Raw genomic sequence first — 19,651 nt, forward strand, 5'->3', positions numbered from 1 at the left:
ACTTCTTTCAGTCCGATGGTGATCAGGCGATGCTGCCGCCGGCCGCTTCGATCGCAGCCTTGGCGCCAGCCGTTGCGCCCACGCCCGTCAGCTTGACGGCCTTGGTGAGCTCACCGGTCTTCACGACCTTGACGACCTTGGCGAGCTGGCCCACGAGGCCGGCTTGCTTCAGCGCCAGGATGTCCACTTCGGCCAGGCCGAGCTGCTCGAGAGCGGTCAGCGTGACTTCGGCGTTGAACTTCAGCAGGTGCGACTTGAAGCCACGCTTCGGCAGGCGACGCTGCAGCGGCATTTGACCGCCTTCGAAGCCGACCTTGTGGAAACCGCCTGCGCGCGACTTCTGGCCCTTGTGGCCGCGACCCGAGGTCTTGCCCAGGCCGGAACCGATACCGCGGCCGACACGGCGCTTGGCGTGCTTGGCGCCATCCGCCGGCTTGATGCCATTGAGTTCCATATCAGTCTCTCTTACAGGACTTTGACCAGATAACTGATCTTGTTGATCATGCCGCGCACCGCGGGCGTGTCTTGCAGCTCGCTCACGCTGTTGAGCTTGCGCAGGCCGAGGCCGCGCACGGTCGCGCGATGCGATTCCTTGGTGCCGATCGGGCTCTTGACCAGTTGCACCTTGAGGGTCTGTTGTTGCGTCATTTGAATGCTTCCTTGAGGCTTGCGACGGCCTGCGCTCAGGCGAAGATTTCTTCGACGGTCAGGCCGCGCTTGGCAGCCACTTCGCTGGCGGTCGTCGAGTTCTTCAACCCGTCGAGCGTGGCGCGAACCATGTTGTAGGGGTTCGACGAACCATGGCTCTTGGCCACGATGTCGGTGATACCCATCACTTCGAACACGGCGCGCATCGGGCCGCCGGCGATGATGCCGGTACCCTTGGGAGCCGGATACATCACGACCGTCGAAGCGCCGTGGTGGCCTTGCACCTGGTGGTGCAGCGTGCCGTTCTTGATCGAAACCTTCAGCAGGTTGCGACGCGCTTCTTCCATTGCCTTCTGCACTGCAGCGGGCACTTCCTTCGACTTGCCCTTGCCCATGCCGACGCGGCCATCGCCGTCACCGACCACGGTGAGTGCTGCGAAACCGAGGATACGACCACCCTTCACCACCTTGGTGACGCGGTTGATCGCGATCATCTTCTCGCGCAAACCGTCCTCAGGGCCTTCGTTCTGAGCTCTTGCCTGAATCTTTGCCATTTTGAATCTCGTGTCCGGTTAGAACTGCAGGCCGGCTTCGCGGGCGGCTTCGGCCAGCGCCTTGACGCGGCCGTGGTAGGCGAAACCTGCGCGGTCGAAAGCGACCTTCTCGATGCCGGCTGCCTTCGCCTTTTCAGCGATGCGCTTGCCGACGGCGGTGGCGGCGGCAGCGTTGCCGCCCTTGCCCGAACCGCCGAGCGAGGTACGCACTTCGGCTTCTGCCGTCGATGCGGTTGCAATCACCTTGGCGCCGTCGCCGGAGATGACGGTGGCGTAGATGTGCAGGTTGGTGCGATTCACCGTCAGACGGGCCACGCCCTGCGTCGCGATGCGGATGCGGGTCTGGCGCGAGCGGCGGAGACGCTGTGCTTTTTTGGTCAACATCATTTTGCTGCCCCTTACTTCTTCTTGGTCTCTTTGATCACGATCTTCTCGTCCGCATAGCGGATGCCCTTGCCCTTGTAGGGCTCTGGCGGACGAACGGCACGGATCTCAGCAGCCACCTGGCCGACGCGCTGGCGGTCTGCGCCCTTGACCACGACTTCGGTCGGGGTAGGCGTCGCCACCGTGATGCCTTGCGGCATGTCGATGTTGACGGGGTGCGAGTAGCCGACCTGGAGGTTCAGCTTGGCGCCCTGGGCGGCGGCCTTGTAGCCCACGCCGATCAGGCTGAGCTTCTTCTCGAAGCCCTTGGTCACACCGACCACCATGTTGTTCACGAGCTGGCGAACCGTGCCGCTCATCGCGTTGGCTTCACGCGATTCGTTGGCGGGTTCGAAGCTCAGCTTGCCGTCCTTGCTGACGACGTTGACCAGCGCGTTGCGCGCGAGGTTGAGCGTGCCGCCCGTACCCTTGACGCTGATCTGGTCTTCCTTGATCGACACATCCACGCCTGCGGGGATGGCGACCGGCGATTTTCCTACTCGGGACATTTCAGTTACTCCTCGATGTCTCGGTTAGGCGACGTAGCACAGGACTTCGCCGCCGACACCGGAGGCGCGAGCCTTGCGGTCGGTCATCACGCCCTTGGGGGTCGTGACGATGGCGACGCCGAGGCCGTTCTGGACTTGCGGAATGGAAGCGCTGGCCTTGTAGACACGCAGGCCGGGGCGGCTCACACGCTCGATACGCTCGATGACCGGACGGCCAGCGTAGTACTTCAGCGAGATTTCCAGTTCGCTCTTGCCGGCTTCGGTCTTGACCTGGAAGCCGTCGATGTAGCCCTCGTCCTTCAGGACTTGTGCGATCGCGATCTTCACCTTGGAAGACGGGACCGACACGGTGGGCTTCGCCACCATCTGCGCGTTGCGGATACGCGTCAGCAGGTCGGCAATGGGATCACTCATGCTCATGTTGTTTGCTCCTGCCTGGCTTACCAGCTGGCCTTGGTGACACCGGGGATGTCGCCGTTGAAAGCCAGTTCGCGGATCTTGGCGCGGGCCAGACCGAATTGACGGAAGGTGCCACGGGGACGACCGGTGATTTCGCAACGGTTGCGCTGGCGCGTGGGGTTCGCGTTGCGCGGCAGCTTCTGCAGCGCCAGGCGAGCAGCGGCGCGCTCTTCCTCGGTCTTCTTCAGGTCGTTGGAAGCCGCCTTCAGTTCGGCGTGCTTCGCTGCGAACTTGGCAACCAGCTTGTCGCGCTTGAGTTCGCGCTGGATCAAAGATGCTTTAGCCACAGGTCACCTCAGTTCTTGAACGGGAAACGGAAGCCGGCGAGAAGAGCCTTGGCTTCTTCGTCGGTCTTGGCCGTCGTCGTGATGCTGATATTGAGACCGCGCAGGGCATCGACCTTGTCGTACTCGATCTCGGGGAAAATGATCTGTTCCTTGACGCCGATGTTGTAGTTGCCACGGCCGTCGAAAGCACGGCCGGAGATACCACGGAAGTCGCGAACGCGCGGCAGCGCGATGGTCACGAAGCGATCCAGGAATTCGTACATGTGCACGCCACGCAGCGTGACCATGCAGCCGATCGGCTGGTTTTCGCGGATCTTGAAGCCGGCGATGGCCTTCTTCGACTTGGTGACCACGGGCTTCTGGCCGGCGATCTTGGTCAGGTCGGCGACGGCGTTGTCGAGAACCTTCTTGTCGGCGACTGCTTCACCCACGCCCATGTTCAGGGTGATCTTGGTGAGGCGCGGAACCTGCATCGGCGACGTGTAGCCGAACTTTTCCGTCAGGTCTTTCGCGATCTTTTCGCGATAGTGTTGTTGGAGACGTGCCATGTGAGTACCTCTTAGGCGAACTTGATTTCTTCGCCGCTCGACTTGAACACGCGAACAGCCACGCGCTTGCCGTCAGCATCCTGGGTGACCTTGACGCCCACGCGATCGGCCTTGCCGGTCGCGGCGTTGAAGATCGCCACGTTGGACTGGTGAATCGGCATGGCCTTCTCGACGATGCCACCGGTCGTACCCTTCAGGGGGTTCGGCTTGGTGTGCTTCTTGACGAGGTTGATGCCTTCGACGACCACATGCGAGTCGTCCTTGCGCAGCGAGACGGTGCCCCGCTTGCCCTTGTCGCGGCCGGCCAACACGATGACCTGGTCGCCCTTGCGAATCTTGTTCATGGCGTTGTGTCCTTAGAGAACTTCGGGGGCCAGCGACACGATCTTCATGAACTTCTCGGTACGCAGTTCGCGCGTGACCGGTCCGAAGATGCGGGTGCCGATGGGCTCCAGCTTGGCGTTGAGCAACACTGCTGCGTTGCCGTCGAACTTGACGAGCGAACCGTCGGCGCGACGGATGCCCTTGGCGGTGCGGACCACCACTGCGCTGTAGATCTCGCCCTTCTTGACGCGACCACGCGGAGCGGCTTCCTTGATGCTGACCTTGATGACGTCGCCCACGCTGGCATAACGCCGCTTGGAGCCACCGAGCACCTTGATACACAGGACGGATTTCGCGCCCGTGTTGTCGGCCACTTCGAGCCGGGATTCAGTTTGGATCATTTCTTGATATTCCCAACTTGTACCGATGTGCATCCAGGAGGGAGGCAAATCAGTCAGTCTTGGGCCCGTCGTCCATGCCCCGAACCACTCGGGACACTTTCGCTTTGGGCTGAAAGCTTCGCCTTTTGAAAGCGAAGCCCGCGATTGTTGCACGCGAGAAGCCGGAAGTCAACAACCCTGCTTGCCGTCGAGCACTGCCACTAGACTCCGGGGCGTGCAAGCGCCCGAAAACCCCGTTCTTTCGACCTCGTCAATACAGCGCCGGCGCCTGCTGGCCGCCGGGGTCGGCTTCGCGGGGCTGGCACTGGCCGGTTGCAAAGGCGGCGCGACACCGAACCCGGACCCCGGCCGGCTGCGCCTCCTCGCCGAAGCGCGTTGGCCGCACCGCCTTCATATAGAGGGAACCACGGCCGGAGGCCTCTCGGGCATCGACTACGACCCAATCCGAGGTGAGTACCTGCTCATCAGCGACGACCGATCAGATCTCGCCCCCGTCCGCTACTACACCGCCCGTTGGCCCTCTCCGCAGGCCGCGCCGCCGGAGTCGACCGGCGTGGTGCAGCTGCAACGCCCGGGCGGCGGTCCCTGGCCCAACCGCCGCAACGCGGTCGACGGCCTGCCTGCACCCGATCCTGAAGCCCTTCGGCTGCGCCCCGCCACCAACACCCTGCTGTGGACCAGCGAGGGGGACGTCGCACGCGGCTTCGGGCCGGCCTTGTACGAATCGGCCCGCGACGGCCGTTTCCTGCGCGAATTCCGAATGCCGGCGATGTTCCAGCCCGATCCGGCAAAGCGCCGCGGCCCGCGCGACAACCTGACCTTCGAGGGCGTCAGCCTCACGCCCGACGGCCGCTTCGCCTGGCTGGCGATGGAAAACGCCCTGATCCAGGACGGCCCCGAACCCGCCGTGGGCGCCGCCGGCGGTCCCTGCCGCTTCACGCGGATCGACCTGGAGACCGGCCAGCCCGACCGCCAGATCGCCTACGTTCCCGACGCCATCCCGCTGCGCCCGCTCGTTCCCGGAAGCTACGCCGACAACGGCGTGAGCGAGATCCTGATGATCGACGCCGACCGCATGCTGGTGCTGGAGCGCGCCTACGCCACCGGCCGCGGCAATTCGCTGCGCCTGTATGAAATAGACACCCGCGCCGCCAGCGACGTGCTCGCGGTCGATGCGCTGGCGCCCGGCAACCACCGGCCGGCAGCCAAGACCCTGGTGGCCGACTTCGCCACGCTGGGCCTCTCCCGGCTCGACAACACCGAAGGCATGTGCTGGGGCCCGCCGCTGCCCGGCGGCAGGCGCATGCTGGTGGTCGTGAGCGACGACAATTTCAATCCGCTTCAAATCACCCAGTTCGCCGCCTTCGAATACGCCGACCGACCATGACCATCGCCGTGACCTTCCTGCCCCGCACCGGCCCTGCGCCGCTGCCTCCCGTCGCCTTCATCGGGGGCGGCAACATGGCCAGCGCCATCATCGGCGGCCTGATCCAGCAAGGCACCCCGGCGGATGCCTTCCAGGTGGTCGAGCCCTTCGAGGAGGCCCGGAAGAAGCTGGCCCAGTCCTTCGGCATCGTCGCCAGGGCCGAGGCGAGCGAGGCGCTGTCGCGCTGCGGCGTGGTGGTGTGGGCGGTCAAGCCCCAGACCTTCGCCGAAGCCGCCAGGCCGGTGCGCGCCTTCGCCGCCGATGCCCTGCACCTGAGCGTGGCCGCGGGCATTCCGTCCGACAGCATCGCCCGCTGGCTCGGCACCGAGCGCGTGGTGCGCGCCATGCCCAACACGCCCGCGCTGGTGGGCAAGGGCATGACCGGCCTGTATGCCCGCCCCGGCGTCGAAGGCAGCGACCGCTCGATGGTCGGCCAACTGCTGGCGCCTACCGGCGAACTGCTCTGGGTGGACACCGAACCGGCCCTCGACGCAGTCACCGCCATGTCCGGCTCCGGCCCGGCCTACGTGTTCTATTTCATCGAGGCAATGACCGAGGCCGGCGTCGAGATGGGCCTCTCGCCCGAGCAGGCCCAGCGGCTGGCGATCGGCACGTTCACCGGCGCCTCGGCGCTGGCGCACAGCGCGACCGAGCCGCCGTCGGTGCTGCGCGAGCGCGTGACCTCGAAGGGCGGCACGACCTACGCGGCCATCACCTCGCTGCAGGCAGCGGACGTGAAGTCGCAGTTCAAGACCGCGATCCGCGCGGCACAGAAGCGCGCCGCCGAACTGGGCGAAGAATTCGGCCGCGACTGAACAACTCGTTGGATAGAGCCACGAAGCCCGCCGGACAGCGCGGCGTGCTCAACGCAGCGCGTAGCCGGCCACGACGCCGGCGAACACGGTGAAGCCCAGCCAGTGGTTCAGCCGGAATGCCTTGAAGCAGCCTTCGCGCGTGCGGTCGTAAATCAGCCGCCAGTGCCACAGAGCCTGCGCCGCAGCCACGGCGATGCCCACATAAAACAGCACGCCCAGCGAACGGCTGGCGCCTGCCCAGGTCCAGACCGCGAGGAAGATCGCGTAGCTCGCCATTACCGCCGCAACATCGAAGCGGCCGAAGGTGATGGCCGATGTCTTCATGCCGATCTTGAGGTCGTCGTCGCGGTCGACCATCGCGTATTCGGTGTCGTAGGCCAGCACCCAGAACAGGTTGCCCGCGAGCAGCACCGCCGCAAAGAGCGGCACGGTCGACTGCACCGCCGCGAAGGCCATCGGAATGCCGAAGCTGAAGGCGATGCCCAGCACCGCCTGCGGCACCGAGACGAAGCGCTTGGCGAAGGGATAAACCAGCGTAATGGCCAGCGCCGCGAACGACCACAGTACCGTCGTGCGGTTGGTCGTGAGCACCAGCCCGAAGGACACCAGCGCCAGCACCACGCCCAGCCCCAGCGCTTCCTTGACCGACAGCTCGCCGCTTGTCACGGGCCGCTGCGCGGTGCGCTTCACATGGCGGTCGAAGTCGCGATCGGCCACGTCGTTCACGCAGCAGCCGGCGCTGCGCATGAGGAAGGTGCCGAGCGTGAACACGATGAGCAAGTGCCAGCCCGGCCAGCCGCCGGCCGCGAACCACAGCGCGCCCAGCGTGGGCCACAGCAGCAGCAGCCAGCCCGCCGGGCGGTTCCAGCGGATCAGGTCGAGATACAACGCAAAACGCCCGCGGCGAGCCGCGGGCGCGATGACGGAGGGAGCGGAATCAGTCTTCAAGGAGGGAACGCAGCATCCAGGCCGTCTGATCGTGCACCGTGCAGCGCGCGGTCAGCATGTCGGCCGTCGGGTCGTCGCCGGCTTCCTCGGCGACAGGAATGAATTCGCGCGCGATGCGCGACACGGTCTCGTGGCCCTTCACCAGGATGCGCACCATCTCCATCGCCTTGGGCGGGTTCTGAGGCACATCGGGCACGGTGGCGATCTTGCTGAACTCGGCGTACGAGCCAGGGGCGTAGTGGCCCAGTGCGCGGATCCGCTCGGCGATCACGTCGGTCGCGCCCCACAGCTCGGTGTACTGCTGCATGAACATGGCGTGCAGCGAGTTGAAGTGCGGGCCCGTCACGTTCCAGTGGAAGTTGTGCGTGGTGAGGTACAGCGTGTAGGTGTCGGCCAGCACGCGGCTCAGGCCTTCGGCGATGGCGGCGCGGTCCTGGCGCTCGATGCCGATGTTGATGATGGGCGCATTGCGGCTGCCCGACTCCTGCGCGACCTGCTTGCCGCCCTTCTTGGGCACCTTGCCGGCGGAAGCTGCTGACGATGGTTTCTTGGAGTCTTTGGCCATGGCGGGAGATCCTTTTCTTCAGTCGATTTCTTGGAGGGGGTGTTCGCTTCGATTCTGGAAGCCGGCACGCGGCTTCGCAACAGTGCCACTCTATCTCAGCGATCAACGATTCAAAACAGCCCTCGCGTAGGCCAAGTTCTCGACATTCGATCCGCTACGAAAGGCGCTTCACGCCCGGCAGCTCGCACGCATAGATCGCGTTGCGCAGCGCGGCGATGGCCTCGTAGCGCGTGAAGGTGCGCCGCCATGCGAGCACCACGCGGCGCGTGGGCGGGTCGCGGTCCTGCGCGTCGCGCACCGGCAGGTAGCGCACCATCTGCTCGGCCTCCTTGCGGCCCTTGACCTTGGGCTTGAGCGCATCGGCCGGCACCGACAGGCGCGGCACCAGCGTCACGCCCATGCCCGAGGCCACCATGTGCTTGATGGTCTCGAGCGACGAGCCCTCGAAGCTCTTGCGGATGCCCTCGGCGTTGCTCGAGAAGCGCGCGAACTCCGGGCACACCTCCAGCACGTGGTCGCGGAAGCAATGGCCGGTGCCCAGCAGCAGCATGGTCTCGCTCTGCAGTTCTTCGGACGTGATGGATTCGCGGTCGGCGAACTTGTGCTTGTTGGGCAGCGCCGCCATGAAGGGCTCGTCGTACAGCGGCGCCATCGCGAGGCCGGTGTCGGGAAAGGGCTCGGCCATGATGGCGCAGTCGATCTCGCCGGCGCGCAGCATCTCCAGCAGCTTGGCGGTGAAGTTCTCCTGCAGCACCAGCGGCATCTGCGGCGTGCGCGCGATCACCTGGCGCACGAGGTCGGGCAGCAGGTACGGGCCGATGGTGTAGATCACGCCCAGGTTCAGCGGGCCGGCCAGCGGGTCCTTGCCGCGCTTGGCGATCTCCTTGATGCTGGCTGCCTGGTCGAGCACGCTCTGGGCCTGCTGCACGATCTGCTCGCCCAGCGGCGTGACGGTCACTTCGCCGGCACTGCGCTCGAAGAGCTTGACCTCGAGTTCGTCCTCGAGCTTCTTGATGGCAACCGAGAGGGTCGGCTGCGAAACGTAGCAGGCCTCGGCCGCCTTGCCGAAGTGCCTTTCGCGGGCCACTGCGACGATGTATTTGAGTTCGGTGAGAGTCATAGCTTGCGTCAATTATGCGCAAGGGTGTGTGACGAGGATGGCCTGGGGTCTTCAGGACCACGGCCATCCCCCGTTCAAGGCCCCGCCGCCTGCGCCGCGGGCATCCCGCGCGGCCCGGCCCGCAGGCGCCGGCCCCGCGCGATTCCCGGCTTCTCGACCAGCCGGTAGCTGACCACCGAGGTCGCCACCAGCAGCAGCGCGCAGGCGGTGCCCACCAGCCAGTACTGCACCGCCCCGGCCATCGCGAACTCTCTTACTGGCCGCAGGCCGAACACCAGCGTCAGCACCAGCCCCTGCAGCAGGTAGATGCTGTAGCTCGCCGTGCTCATGCGCCGGGCCGCGCGCGTGGCCAGCAGGCCGAAGAGGGTGCTGCCGGTGCACACCAGGTGGAAGAACACCCAGAGCAGCAGCACCTGCACTGGACCGACCATGTGCTCGAAGCCTAGGAAGACGCCTCCAAGGCAGGCCAGCGCGAGCAGTGAAGCCGATCGCTGCGGCAGTTTCGGCCAGCCGCGCCGAACCAGCCAGGCCGACAGCATGCCCATGAGAAACGATGCCAGCACCCAGGCCAGTGCCCCGATCACCAGCGCGAGCGTAGGCCGCGAGGGCGTGGCGCCCGGCGACAGCGCCGCGAAGCACAGCAAGGGCAGGCACAGCAGCAGCATGAGACCGAGCACGAACCGGGGTGTGCGATCGCCGCGCGCGAGCGGCGCCATCGGCCGCAGCGCCCCGTAGAACAGCCACTCCACGAAGACCGTCCACGTCACGCCAGCGAGGATCAGCGTCGTGCCGGCATAGCCGTTGATGTCCGGCTGCAGCGGCCAGATGCCGAGGGCCAGCCACTGCAGCACTGCGCCGAGCAGGGACCACACCGGCTCCCTGAGCTCGAAGCCGGTGCGCCATGCGACGACAAGAAACATCAAGCCCACCGCCAGCAGATAAGTCGGGCCGATGCGCCAGAGCCGGCCGGCATACAGGCCGCGCCAGTCCGGCCGCCCCTTCGCGTCGAGCAGCTTTCCCCAGAACAGGAAGCCGGTGATCATGAAGAAGACGCCCACGCCCGCCTGCCCCAGCAGCGTGTGGAAGCCCGAGGGCGGAAAAGTCCACTCGCCATGCTCGATGTAGCCATGGGTCACCATCAGGTGATGCACGAACACGCTCAGCGCGAGAAAGCCGCGCAGCCCGTCGAGCGTGGCGGTGCGGTGGTCGCGTGAACTGTGCCGCGGCTCGTCGGCCGCGCGGAACACCGGGAGCGCCATCGCGCCGAGCACCACCAGCATGAGCACGAAGTACGGCCAGGCAGAGAAGACACTCATCGCCGGCTCGGCCCGCCCCGCTGCCGCGGCTTTTCCCGCCTCCCTTCGGCAGAGCCGGCGCGTTCCTTCCGCTCGCCGGAGGCGGCGCTCACATCACCGGCCGCGGACGAGCGCAGGCGCGACGCATATGCCCATGCGGCGCCGCGCCGGTGCAGGGCGAACACCCTCATGCGCCGGCAGCATCGAGATCCTTCGCCGCAAGGGAGCGCGGGCGCATGTCCGTCCAGTTCGCCTCGATGTAGGCGCTGCAGGCGGCCCTGTCGGTGGCGGGCAGCGCCACCTTCCAGCCGGCGGGCACGTCAATGAAGGCGGGCCACAGCGAGTGCTGGCCTTCGTCGTTCACCAGCACCTGGAAGGTGCCGTTCTTGTCGTCAAACGGGTTGCTCATCGTCGGTTTCCTTGCGGGGTTCGTCTTCAGTCAGGCCATTTCCACGGATTCGGCAGCAGCGGCCTCGCGCAGCGCCTCGAGCGCAGTTGATATCCCGGTGAGCGCGTGATGCCGCGCGAAGTCGTCGCGCAGCACGCCCGCGCGCTGGCGGTAGGCGGGGTCGTTCAGCAGCCTGCGCACCGCGTCGCCGACCTGGCGCGCGGTGGGCTGTCCGTTGCCCAGGTTGATGCCTGCCCCCGACCACGCCACGCGCGCGGCTATCTCGGGCTTCTCCTCGGTGGCGCCAGCCACCACCAGCGGCACGCCGAGGCTCAGCGCATGATTGACCGAGCCGTAGCCGCCGTTGGTCACCATCGCGTGGACCTTGGGCAGCAGCCGGTCGTAGGGCAGGAAGGGCAGCACGCGCGCATTCGCCGGCACCGCCATGTTCAGCGCCTCGGGCTGCGGGCCGCCGGTGGTCGCGATGACCTGGATGTCGCCGGCGCCGGCCAGCCCCTGCAGGGTCGGCCCGATCAGCTGCGCCGGGTTCAGGTTGGCCAACGTGCCCTGCGTCACCAGCACCACCGCGCGGCCGTCGTCCAGCTCGTGCCACCAGTCGGGCTCCACGAAGTCGCGGCTGGCCGGCGCGAGCAGCGGGCCGACGAAGCGCACCGAGGCAGGCAGGTCGCTGCGCGGGTATTCGAAGGATTCGGAGGTGAGCTGCAGGTACAGGTCCGGCAGCTTCACCATCGCGTCGATGAAGAACTCCGGCAGCGCCGGCAGCGCCGGCAGGCCCGCGCAGGTCAGCAGCGCGTCGAAGTAGCGCTGCACCTCGCCGAACATCGCCTGCTTGAGGTTGGCGTTCATCGCGCGGTTGCGCACCCGCCCTTCCGGCGTGGACGACGGCGGCAGCGCGGTGCCGAAGAAGGCGGTGTCGCAGCTCGACAGCGGCAGCGCCGAGATGCCGATGGCCACGATGGCCGGGCGCTGCTCGCGCGGCCCCAGCAGCAGCGGGAAGGTGCCGCAGAACATGGTATCGACCACGATCGCGTCGGCCGCGAAGTCGCGCAGGATGGCCTCCAGCCCGGCCCGCTGCGCCGCCATGGCGTCGGCGAAGAAGTGCTTGAGCCCGAAGCACAGCTGCGCATGCGCCGACGGCAGCCGCTGGCGCTGCGGAAAGCGCTGGTCGAGTTCGTGGTGATCGAAGTCGATGGAGGCGTCGAAGGGCGTGAAGCCCGCGCCGGTGGCCTCGGCCTGCGCGCGGAAGCGGCTCGCCGTGTGCACCCGCACCTCGTGCCCGAGGCCCACCAGATGCTGCGCGATGGCGAGCATCGGCAGCACGTGTCCCGGCAGCGCGGTTGCCGCGATGAGGTAGCGCGCCATCTCAGGCCACCTGCGATGCGCTGGTCTCGACCGGAGAGCGCGCCTTGGTGTCGATGCCCAGGTCGACGAAGTAGCGCTGCAGCAGGTCGCGGTCCACAGGGCGGATCGCCGCGCCGATGGCCTGCAGCTGCGCGTGCGTGGCCTCGCCGCTCACCTTCGGCGGCGTGGCCGAGGTGTCGTAGCGGTCGAGGATCGCCAGCACCGCTGCGAGGTCGCGGTCCTGCCCCACGGCGAGCCGCGCATGCGCGCGCTGCAGCCACGGTTCGAGCCCGACGGGTTCGAGCCGCATGCCGAGCCGCTCGAACACGGCCGGAATGTCGCGCACCCGCAGCGCCTCCTGGCTCGTCAGGTGGAACACCTGGCCCCACGAGGACTGCAGTGCCGCGAGGCCGAGGATGGCGCGCGCAACGTCGTCCACCGGCGTGAGGTTCAGTGGCAGGTCCATGTCGGGAATGGCTTCGAGGTCGGCATAGAGATGCGCCACGCGCCAGATCAGGTCGTCGGCGTTGCAGATCGCGTGCGTGTGGTCGCCCGTGACCGCGCCCAGCCGGTAGATCGCCACCGGCATGCAGCGCGACTGCGCCTCGCGCGCCAGCGCGTCGCCCACCCACTTGCTCTGGCTGTAGCCGTCGACCAGCCCGCGCCAGGAGGCCAGCGCCGACTGCTCGGTGACGGTGGCGCCTTCCTTGCCGTTGTTCTGGTCGATCACCGCCAGCGTCGACACGTAGTGCATGCTCTTCGGCCGGCCCTGCGCGGTCCATTCGAGCAGCGTGACCACGCTGTCGACATTGGCCGGCTTCAGGCTCGCGTAGGGATGCAGGAAGTCCACCTGCGCCGCGCAGTGGTAGATGGCGTCGCAGCCCTCGCGCACCAGCTGCACCGCGCTGTCGTCCAGCCCCAGGCGCGGCTTGCCGAGATCGCCGGTCACGACCTCGATGCGCGCGTCGTCCCAGATCGCGCCGAGCTGCCGCTGCGCCAGCGTGAGCTGCAGGCGGCGCCGGCCGGCCTCCTCGTCGGCGGCGCGCACGTGGCAGACCACGCAGGCCGAGGTGTCGCGCAGCAGCGCGGCCAGCAGGTGGCTGCCGACGAAGCCGCTGGCGCCGGTCAGGAACACGCGCTTTGCAATCAACGGCGGCAGGGCCACATGGGGCTGGATGTACGCCGGCAGGTCGAGCTCGCGCGACAGGTCCAGCGCCTGGGCGCCTTCCGTGTTGTCGTCCAGCCATGCGGCCAGCGCCGCGATGGTCGGCCGGTTGTAGACCTCGGCATGCGGAAAGTCCGCGCGCACCTGCTGACGGATGCGCATGCCGAGCTGAATGGCCATCAGCGAATGCCCGCCGAGCTCGAAGAAGTTGTCGTGGATGCCCACGCGCTCCAGGTGAAGGGTCTCGGCCCACAGCGCGGCGAGCTGCCTTTCGGTGGCGGTGCGCGGCTCGACATATGCCGAGGCGGCCTGCTGCTCAGGCGCGGGCAGCGCCCTGCGGTCTAGCTTGCCGCTTTGCGTCAGCGGCAGGAACGGCAGATGCACGAAGGCCGAGGGCACCATGTAGTCGGGCAGCGACTGCGCCATGTGGGCGCGCAGCTCGGCCGGCTGCGGATCGGAAGACGCCACCACGTAGGCCACCAGGCGCTTCTCGCCCGGCACGTCCTCGCGCGCGATGACGGCCGCCTGCGTCACCTGCGGATGGCGCAGCAGCACCGATTCGATCTCGCCCGGCTCGATGCGGTAGCCGCGGATCTTCACCTGCTGGTCGGCGCGGCCGAGGAAGTCGAGGCTGCCGTCGTTGCGCCAGCGCACCAGGTCGCCGCTGCGGTACATGCGGCTGCCGGGCTCGCCGAAGGGATCGGCGACGAAGCGCTCGGCGCTCAGCAACGCGCGGTTCAGGTAGCCGCGCGCGACGCCGCTGCCCGCGATGTAGAGCTCGCCCGCCACGCCCGGCGGCACCGGCTGCAGCGCGTCGTCGAGCACGTACACGCGCGTGTTCCACACCGGCGTGCCGATGGTGGGCGGCTCATCGCCGTTCATCGGCGCGCTGGTGCTCGCACAGATGGTGATCTCGGTCGGGCCGTAGGCGTTGATCATGCGGCGGCCCCTGGACCAGCGCGCGGCCAGTTCGGCGGAGCAGGCATCGCCGCCCACCACCACCGTCCGCAGGTACGGGTACTCGCCCTCGGGCAGCGTCGCGAGCGCGGCCGGCGGAATCAGCGCGTGGCTCACGTCCAGCCGGTCGATCAGCGCGCCGAGCTCGGCCCCCAGCACCTGCTGCGCTGAAGGCACCACCAGCGCGGCTCCTGCATGGAAGGCCATCAGCAGGTCCATCACCGAAGCGTCGAAGCCGCTGGAGGAGAACTGCAGCACGCGCGAGCCGTGGTCGATGGCGAAGCGCTGCGCCATCGAGGCGCCGAGACTGCTCAACCCTTGGTGCGGCACCACCACGCCCTTGGGCTTGCCGGTGGAGCCGGAGGTGTAGATGACGTAGGCAGCATCGCGCGGGTCGGCCGCGCGCGGCTGCGCCACGGGCCCGTCCGACTGGATGGCCAGCGCTGCGACGGTCTCGTCGCTGTCGAGCGCGAGGCAGTGCGCAATGCCGGCCAGTTCCGGCAGCAGCGACGTGTGCGTCAGCACCGCGGCAGGCGCCGCCTCCTCGAACACGAAGGCGCTGCGCCCGGCCATGTGGTTCGGATCGACGGGCAGGTAGGCCGCGCCGGCCTTCACGATGGCGAGGTGCGCCACCACGAGGTCGAGCGAACGCGGCAGCACCGTGGCGACGATGTGGCCTGCGCCCACGCCCCGCCCGCGCAGCAGGTGCGCGAGCCGATTGGCGCGCACGTCGAGCGCGGCGTAGCTCACGACCGAGGCGTCGTCGAGCACCACCGCAGCCGCATGCGGGCGCGCGGCGGCGTGCGCCTCCACCATGGCCGCGAGCGAGAGCGGCGCGATGTCGTCGCGCGTGCCGGCACTCCTGCCGCTCCAGTCGGCCAGCAGGCGATGGCGCTCCTCGTCGCCGAGGATGTCCAGGCTGCCCAGCGCGGCATCGGGCGCATCGCAGGCCTGCTCCAGCAGGCGCACGAGCCGCTGGCCGATGGCCTCGACGGTCGCGCGGTCGAAGATGTCGGTGCTGAACTGGATGCCGCCCGCGATGCCGCCAGGCAGCCCGTCGGCGCCGCGCTGCTCGTCGAGGATGAAGGACAGGTCGAACTTGGCCGTGTCCACCTCCACCGGCTGCGGCGTGATCGACAGGCCCGGCAGGCCGAACGAGAGCCGGTTGCTGCCGCTCTGGAAGCCCAGCATCACCTGGAACAGCGGCAGGTTCGCGCCGCCGCGCTGCGGGCGCAGCAGCTCCACGATGCGGTCGTACGGGAACTCCTGGTTCGCATAGGCCGCGAGGTTGGTGGCGCGCACCCGCGCGACCAGCTCGCGCAGGCTGGGCTGGCCTGCGAGGTCGGTGCGCAGCACCAGCGCGTTGACGAAGCAGCCGATGAGCTCGTCCAGCGCGTGGTCGCTGCGACCTGCCACCGGCGTTCCGATGACGATGTCGTCCCCCGCGCCCAGACGGTTGAGCAGCCCCGCGAGCGCCGCCTGCAGCACCATGAAGACGCTGGCCTGGCCGTCGCGTGCCAGCTGCAGCATGCGCTCGTGCACCTGCGGCGGAATCTGCAGCGGCACCACGTCGCCGCGGTAGCTGGGCACGGCCGGATGCGGGCGGTCGACCGGCAGGCTCAGCCGCTCGGGCAGGTCGCGCAGGGTCTCGCGCCAGAACTCGCGTTGGCGGCCGGCCATGCTCTCGGGGTCGTCTTCGCTGCCCAGCAGCTCCTGCTGCCACAGCGCGTAGTCGGCGTACTGCAGCGGCAGCGGCGCCCAGCCAGGCGCCTTGCCTTCGCTGCGCGCGGCGTAGGCCACGCTCAGGTCGCGAGCCAGCGGCAGCAGCGAGGCGCCGTCGCCCACGATGTGGTGGGTGAGCAGCAGCAGCACGTGCTCGTCGTCGGCCAGCCTGAAGAGCTGCGGGCGCAGCGGCGCGGTGGTGCCGAGGTCGAAGCCGGTGCGGGCGGCGGCGTGCAGCTGCGCGGCGATCCCGTCCTCGCTGCTGTCGGCCTCGACCAGCAGCGCGCGCGCCTGTTCGCCTTCGAGGATGTGCTGGTAGGGCAGCCCGTCCTCGCTCGGGTAGATGGTGCGCAGGCTCTCGTGGCGTTGCACCAGGTCGTCGAGCGCCGACTGCAGCGCGGCGCGGTCGAGCACGCCCGACAGGCGCAGCGCGAGCGGCATGTTGTAGGCGGGGTTGGCGTTCTCCAGCTGGTTCATCAGCCAAAGGCGGCGCTGCGCGAACGACAGCGGAATGCGCGCCGGACGCGGCATCGGCACCAGGCTCGGGCGCGCCTGCGAGGCCTGGTCGAGCAGCTCGGCGAGGCCGGCGATGGTGGAGACCTGGAACAGCGTATCCAGCGGCAGGTCGATCATGAACTGCTGTCGGATCATCGAGATCAGCTGAACGATCATCAGCGAGTGCCCGCCGAGCTCGAAGAAGTTGTCCTCGATGCCCACGCGCGGCAGGTGCAGCGTCTCGGCCCAGAGGCGCGCGAGGATCTTCTCGGTATGCGTGCGCGGCGCCACGTAGGGCGTGGCCGCCTGCAGCTCGGGCGCGGGCAGCGCGCGGCGGTCGAGCTTGCCGCTGGGGCCCAGCGGCAGCGCCGGCACGTTGACGAAGGCCGAGGGCACCATGTACTCGGGCAGCGACTGCGCGAGGTGGGTGCGCAGGTCGCCCGCCTGCGGATCGGCTCCCTCGGCGGCCACCACGTAGGCCACGAGGCGCTTCTCGCCCGGCACGTCTTCCCGCGCGACCACCGCCGCCTGCGCGACCTGCGCGTGCTGCAGCAGCGCCGATTCGATCTCGCCGGGCTCGATGCGCAGGCCGCGGATCTTCACCTGCTGGTCGGCGCGGCCCAGGAAGTCGAGGCTGCCGTCCTCGCGCCAGCGCGCGAGGTCGCCGGTGCGGTACATGCGGCTGCCGGGCTCGCCGTAGGGGTTGGCCACGAAGCGCTCGGCGCTCAGCAGCGGGCGCTCGAGATAGCCCCGCGCAAGGCCGACGCCCGCGATGTACAGCTCGCCCGCGGTGCCGGGAGGCACGGGCTGCAGGCCGCTGTCGAGCACATGCATCTGCGTGTTCCAGATCGGCCGGCCGATGGGCGCGCTGCTGCGCGAAGACGGCGCGTCCTCAGCCTCGCGCGGGCACTCCCACGAAGTGACGTCGACCGCGGCCTCGGTCGGCCCGTAGAGGTTGTGCAGTTCGCACGGCAGCTGCCGCTGGAACTGCGCCACCAGCGCGGGCGACAGCGCCTCGCCGCTGCAGATCACGCGCCGCAGCGAGGCGCACTCGCGCGCCTTCGGCTCGAGCAGGAACACTTCCAGCATCGACGGCACGAAGTGCGCGGTGGTGATGCCTTCATCGGCGATCAGCTTCGCGAGGTAGGCCGCGTCCTTGTGGCCGCCGGGCTTCGCGAGCACCAGCGTGGCGCCGTCGATCAGCGGCCAGAAGAATTCCCACACCGACACGTCGAAGCTCGACGGCGTCTTCTGCAGCACGCGGTCATCGGCCTTCAGGCGGTAGCGGTCCTGCATCCAGCGCAGGCGGTTGACGATGGCGCGGTGCGACACCACCGCGCCCTTGGGCTTGCCGGTGGAGCCGGAGGTGTAGATCACGTAGGCCGGATGCGCGGGGTCGATGGCCGCGCCGGGCGCGGCATCGTCGCCGTTCGCCGTATTCGCCAACGCGGCAAACGTTTGCGCTACATCGAGCAAGAGCTTCGGCGTATCCACCGGCAACGACTCCGCGAGCGCTTCGGTGGTGACGAGGCAGGCGGGCCGCGCGTCGCCAAGCATGAAGGCGATACGGTCCCGGGGGAAGTCCGGGTCCAACGGCAGGTAGGCGGCGCCGGTCTTCAGCGTGGCGAGCAGCGCCACCATCAGGTCGAAGGAACGCGGAATGGCCAGCGCCACGGTGCGCTCGGGACCAGCGCCATGCGCGCGCAGCAGGTGCGCGAGGCGGTTGGCGCGGCGGTCGAGTTCCTCGTTGCTCATCGCCTCGCCCTCGAAGCGCAGTGCGATGCCTTGCGGGTTGGCGGCGAGCTGCGCTTCGATGAGCGCGACGAGGTTCGTCCCGGGCACTGCGTGCACCGTGTCGTTCCACGTCACCAGCAGCTGCTCGCGCTCGGCGGCATCGAGCAGGTCGACGTGGCCGATGGCCTGCGCGGGCTGGCGGATCACCGCCGTCATGAAGGCCAGCAGCCGGCGCTGGTGGTCGGCCAGCGATTGCGCGGTGTGGATCGCGGGGTTGGCGTCGAAGTCGATCTGCAGGTCCTGCCCGTTGCCGCGCTCGTACAAAAAGATGCCCAGGTCCTCGGCCGTGCCGTTGGACAGGTTGCGCGGCCATGCGGCGTGGCCGGCGAAGCGGAAGTCGTAGTCGAAGGGCTCGACGTTGACCACCGTGGTGAAGAGCTGCCGGTTGTTCACCAGCATGTTGAGGTCGCCGCGCAGGTGCTCGTAGCGGTAGGACTGGTGCCGCAGGATCTGCCGCATCTGCCGCCCCACTTCGGCGATCAGCTCTGCCACCGGCAGGTCGGGGCGCATCGCCAGGCGCAGCGGCAGCGCGTTGGCCACCATCGCGGGCACGCGGCGCATGCGGTCGTTGTGCCGCGCGGTGACCGGGATGCCGATCACCATGTCCTCGACGCCGGTGGCGCGGTACAGGTAGGCGGCGGTGGTCGCGATCAGGATCTGCGGCAGCGTGGCGCCGAGCTGCTGCGCGATGTCGGCCAGGGCGCGCACGCTTTCGGCCGGCAGGTAGGCGGTCTGGCGCAACAGGCCGCCGACGTTCACCGAGCGCTGCGAGGCCAGGCTCAGCGGATCGGGCGCGTCGGCGAAGCGCTCCGTCCAGTACTGCCTGTCGCGCGGGTAGCGTCCCGATTCGCGATAGGCCTTGTCTTCCTCCATCAACTGCGAAATGGGTGCGAGGCGCGAGGCCTCGGGCACCTCGGTGCCCGCGATGCGGGCGCTGTACACGTCGGCGAAGCGCCGCGCGATGAGCCCGCCGCCGAAGCCGTCGAGCACGATGTGGTGGCTGCGGTGGTACCAGACGTGGTGGTCGTCCGCGAGGCGGATCAGCGCGGACATCCAGAGCTGGTCGCGCGCGAGGTCGTCCTTGCGCGTGAAGTCGGCCTGCATCCAGGCTTGCGCGGCGGCGGCCGGATCGTGCTCGCCGCTGAAGTCCAGGAAGGGCATCTCGCGGTTGAAGACGGGCGCCACCACCTGCCGCGGGCCCTGCGCGGTGTCGACGAAGCTCAGGCGCGTGGCCTCGGCCTCTTCGGTCACCTGCCGCATCGCGGCCACGAAGACGTCCGCGTCGATCCAGCCCTCGATCTCGATGGCTTCGGCGAGGTTGAAGTTGGTGTCCGGCGAGGCGAACTTCGCGCCGAGCCACATCGCCATCTGGCCCGTAGTGAGGACCGATGCGGCACCCAGAGGATCGACCGTGCTCATGAACTTCTCCACGTCTTGAATTGAATC

At 68.3% G+C, this 19,651-nt stretch carries 19 protein-coding genes; 2 read left to right on the plus strand and 17 right to left on the minus strand.

The annotated features are described in order from the left end of the window. Positions 1–22 precede the first annotated feature (22 nt). From rplO to rplN, 10 genes are read right to left on the minus strand one after another with little or no spacing between them, the layout of a single operon-like run. Complete coding sequence (rplO, locus tag ABL844_RS30470; RefSeq protein WP_019653975.1) at positions 23–454, minus strand: 50S ribosomal protein L15; 432 nt, start codon at positions 452–454, stop codon at positions 23–25. 11 nt (positions 455–465) lie between these two features. Then, a complete protein-coding gene (gene rpmD / locus ABL844_RS30475) occupies positions 466–648 on the minus strand; it encodes a 50S ribosomal protein L30 (protein WP_019653974.1) in 183 nt (60 codons plus the stop codon). Between the two features lie 35 nt (positions 649–683). Next, positions 684–1,202, minus strand: coding sequence for a 30S ribosomal protein S5 (gene rpsE, locus ABL844_RS30480; protein WP_125950502.1), 519 nt, complete (start codon positions 1,200–1,202; stop codon positions 684–686). Between the two features lie 18 nt (positions 1,203–1,220). Continuing rightward, the gene (rplR, locus tag ABL844_RS30485) at positions 1,221–1,586 is read right to left on the minus strand and encodes a 50S ribosomal protein L18 (protein ID WP_026346312.1); all 366 of its coding nucleotides are present in this window, start codon (positions 1,584–1,586) and stop codon (positions 1,221–1,223) included. A 14-nt stretch (positions 1,587–1,600) separates the two neighbouring features. Further along, positions 1,601–2,134 carry a 50S ribosomal protein L6 gene (rplF, locus tag ABL844_RS30490; protein ID WP_126021202.1) on the minus strand — a complete coding sequence of 178 codons (534 nt, stop codon included), beginning with the start codon at positions 2,132–2,134 and terminating at the stop codon, positions 1,601–1,603. A 24-nt stretch (positions 2,135–2,158) separates the two neighbouring features. After that, positions 2,159–2,554 carry a 30S ribosomal protein S8 gene (gene rpsH, locus ABL844_RS30495; RefSeq protein ID WP_081267428.1) on the minus strand — a complete coding sequence of 132 codons (396 nt, stop codon included), beginning with the start codon at positions 2,552–2,554 and terminating at the stop codon, positions 2,159–2,161. A 20-nt stretch (positions 2,555–2,574) separates the two neighbouring features. After that, positions 2,575–2,880, minus strand: a complete 306-nt coding sequence (rpsN, locus tag ABL844_RS30500) for a 30S ribosomal protein S14 (protein ID WP_019653969.1) — start codon at positions 2,878–2,880, stop codon at positions 2,575–2,577. 8 nt (positions 2,881–2,888) lie between these two features. Next, positions 2,889–3,428 (minus strand): 50S ribosomal protein L5, encoded by a 540-nt coding sequence (gene rplE / locus ABL844_RS30505; protein ID WP_093196100.1) that lies wholly within the window; start codon positions 3,426–3,428, stop codon positions 2,889–2,891. A gap of 11 nt (positions 3,429–3,439) precedes the next feature. Next, positions 3,440–3,772, minus strand: a complete 333-nt coding sequence (gene rplX / locus ABL844_RS30510) for a 50S ribosomal protein L24 (protein WP_019653967.1) — start codon at positions 3,770–3,772, stop codon at positions 3,440–3,442. Between the two features lie 12 nt (positions 3,773–3,784). Next, complete coding sequence (gene rplN / locus ABL844_RS30515; RefSeq protein WP_009124801.1) at positions 3,785–4,153, minus strand: 50S ribosomal protein L14; 369 nt, start codon at positions 4,151–4,153, stop codon at positions 3,785–3,787. Positions 4,154–4,367: 214 nt separating this feature from the next. On the opposite strand from rplN, the gene ABL844_RS30520 reads away from it, so the two are divergent. Then, a complete protein-coding gene (locus ABL844_RS30520) occupies positions 4,368–5,540 on the plus strand; it encodes an esterase-like activity of phytase family protein (protein WP_418129952.1) in 1,173 nt (390 codons plus the stop codon). Continuing rightward, on the plus strand, positions 5,537–6,394 hold the full coding sequence (gene proC / locus ABL844_RS30525) for a pyrroline-5-carboxylate reductase (protein ID WP_418129953.1): 858 nt from the start codon (positions 5,537–5,539) through the stop codon (positions 6,392–6,394). The genes ABL844_RS30520 and proC overlap by 4 nt, the downstream gene beginning before the upstream one ends. Before the next feature lie 48 nt (positions 6,395–6,442). On the opposite strand, the gene ubiA is transcribed toward proC, so the two are convergent. The 7 genes from ubiA to ABL844_RS30560 all read right to left on the minus strand — a co-directional run bounded on the left by ubiA (position 6,443) and on the right by ABL844_RS30560 (position 19,624). Continuing rightward, positions 6,443–7,342 carry a 4-hydroxybenzoate octaprenyltransferase gene (ubiA, locus tag ABL844_RS30530; RefSeq protein WP_418129954.1) on the minus strand — a complete coding sequence of 300 codons (900 nt, stop codon included), beginning with the start codon at positions 7,340–7,342 and terminating at the stop codon, positions 6,443–6,445. After that, on the minus strand, positions 7,332–7,907 hold the full coding sequence (locus ABL844_RS30535) for a Dps family protein (protein ID WP_126021199.1): 576 nt from the start codon (positions 7,905–7,907) through the stop codon (positions 7,332–7,334). The genes ubiA and ABL844_RS30535 overlap by 11 nt, the downstream gene beginning before the upstream one ends. Before the next feature lie 154 nt (positions 7,908–8,061). Beyond that, complete coding sequence (locus ABL844_RS30540) at positions 8,062–9,027, minus strand: LysR substrate-binding domain-containing protein (protein ID WP_126021198.1); 966 nt, start codon at positions 9,025–9,027, stop codon at positions 8,062–8,064. A gap of 74 nt (positions 9,028–9,101) precedes the next feature. After that, positions 9,102–10,343 carry an acyltransferase family protein gene (locus ABL844_RS30545; RefSeq protein ID WP_418129955.1) on the minus strand — a complete coding sequence of 414 codons (1,242 nt, stop codon included), beginning with the start codon at positions 10,341–10,343 and terminating at the stop codon, positions 9,102–9,104. 166 nt (positions 10,344–10,509) lie between these two features. Further along, complete coding sequence (locus tag ABL844_RS30550; protein ID WP_184639536.1) at positions 10,510–10,731, minus strand: MbtH family protein; 222 nt, start codon at positions 10,729–10,731, stop codon at positions 10,510–10,512. Between the two features lie 30 nt (positions 10,732–10,761). Continuing rightward, a complete protein-coding gene (locus ABL844_RS30555; protein WP_418129956.1) occupies positions 10,762–12,093 on the minus strand; it encodes a glycosyltransferase in 1,332 nt (443 codons plus the stop codon). Between the two features lies 1 nt (position 12,094). Next, the gene (locus ABL844_RS30560) at positions 12,095–19,624 is read right to left on the minus strand and encodes an amino acid adenylation domain-containing protein (protein WP_418129957.1); all 7,530 of its coding nucleotides are present in this window, start codon (positions 19,622–19,624) and stop codon (positions 12,095–12,097) included. Positions 19,625–19,651 lie beyond the last annotated feature (27 nt).

It is taken from the genome of Variovorax sp. 278MFTsu5.1 (assembly GCF_048305045.1).
GTDB classification, from domain to species: domain Bacteria; phylum Pseudomonadota; class Gammaproteobacteria; order Burkholderiales; family Burkholderiaceae_C; genus Variovorax; species Variovorax guangxiensis.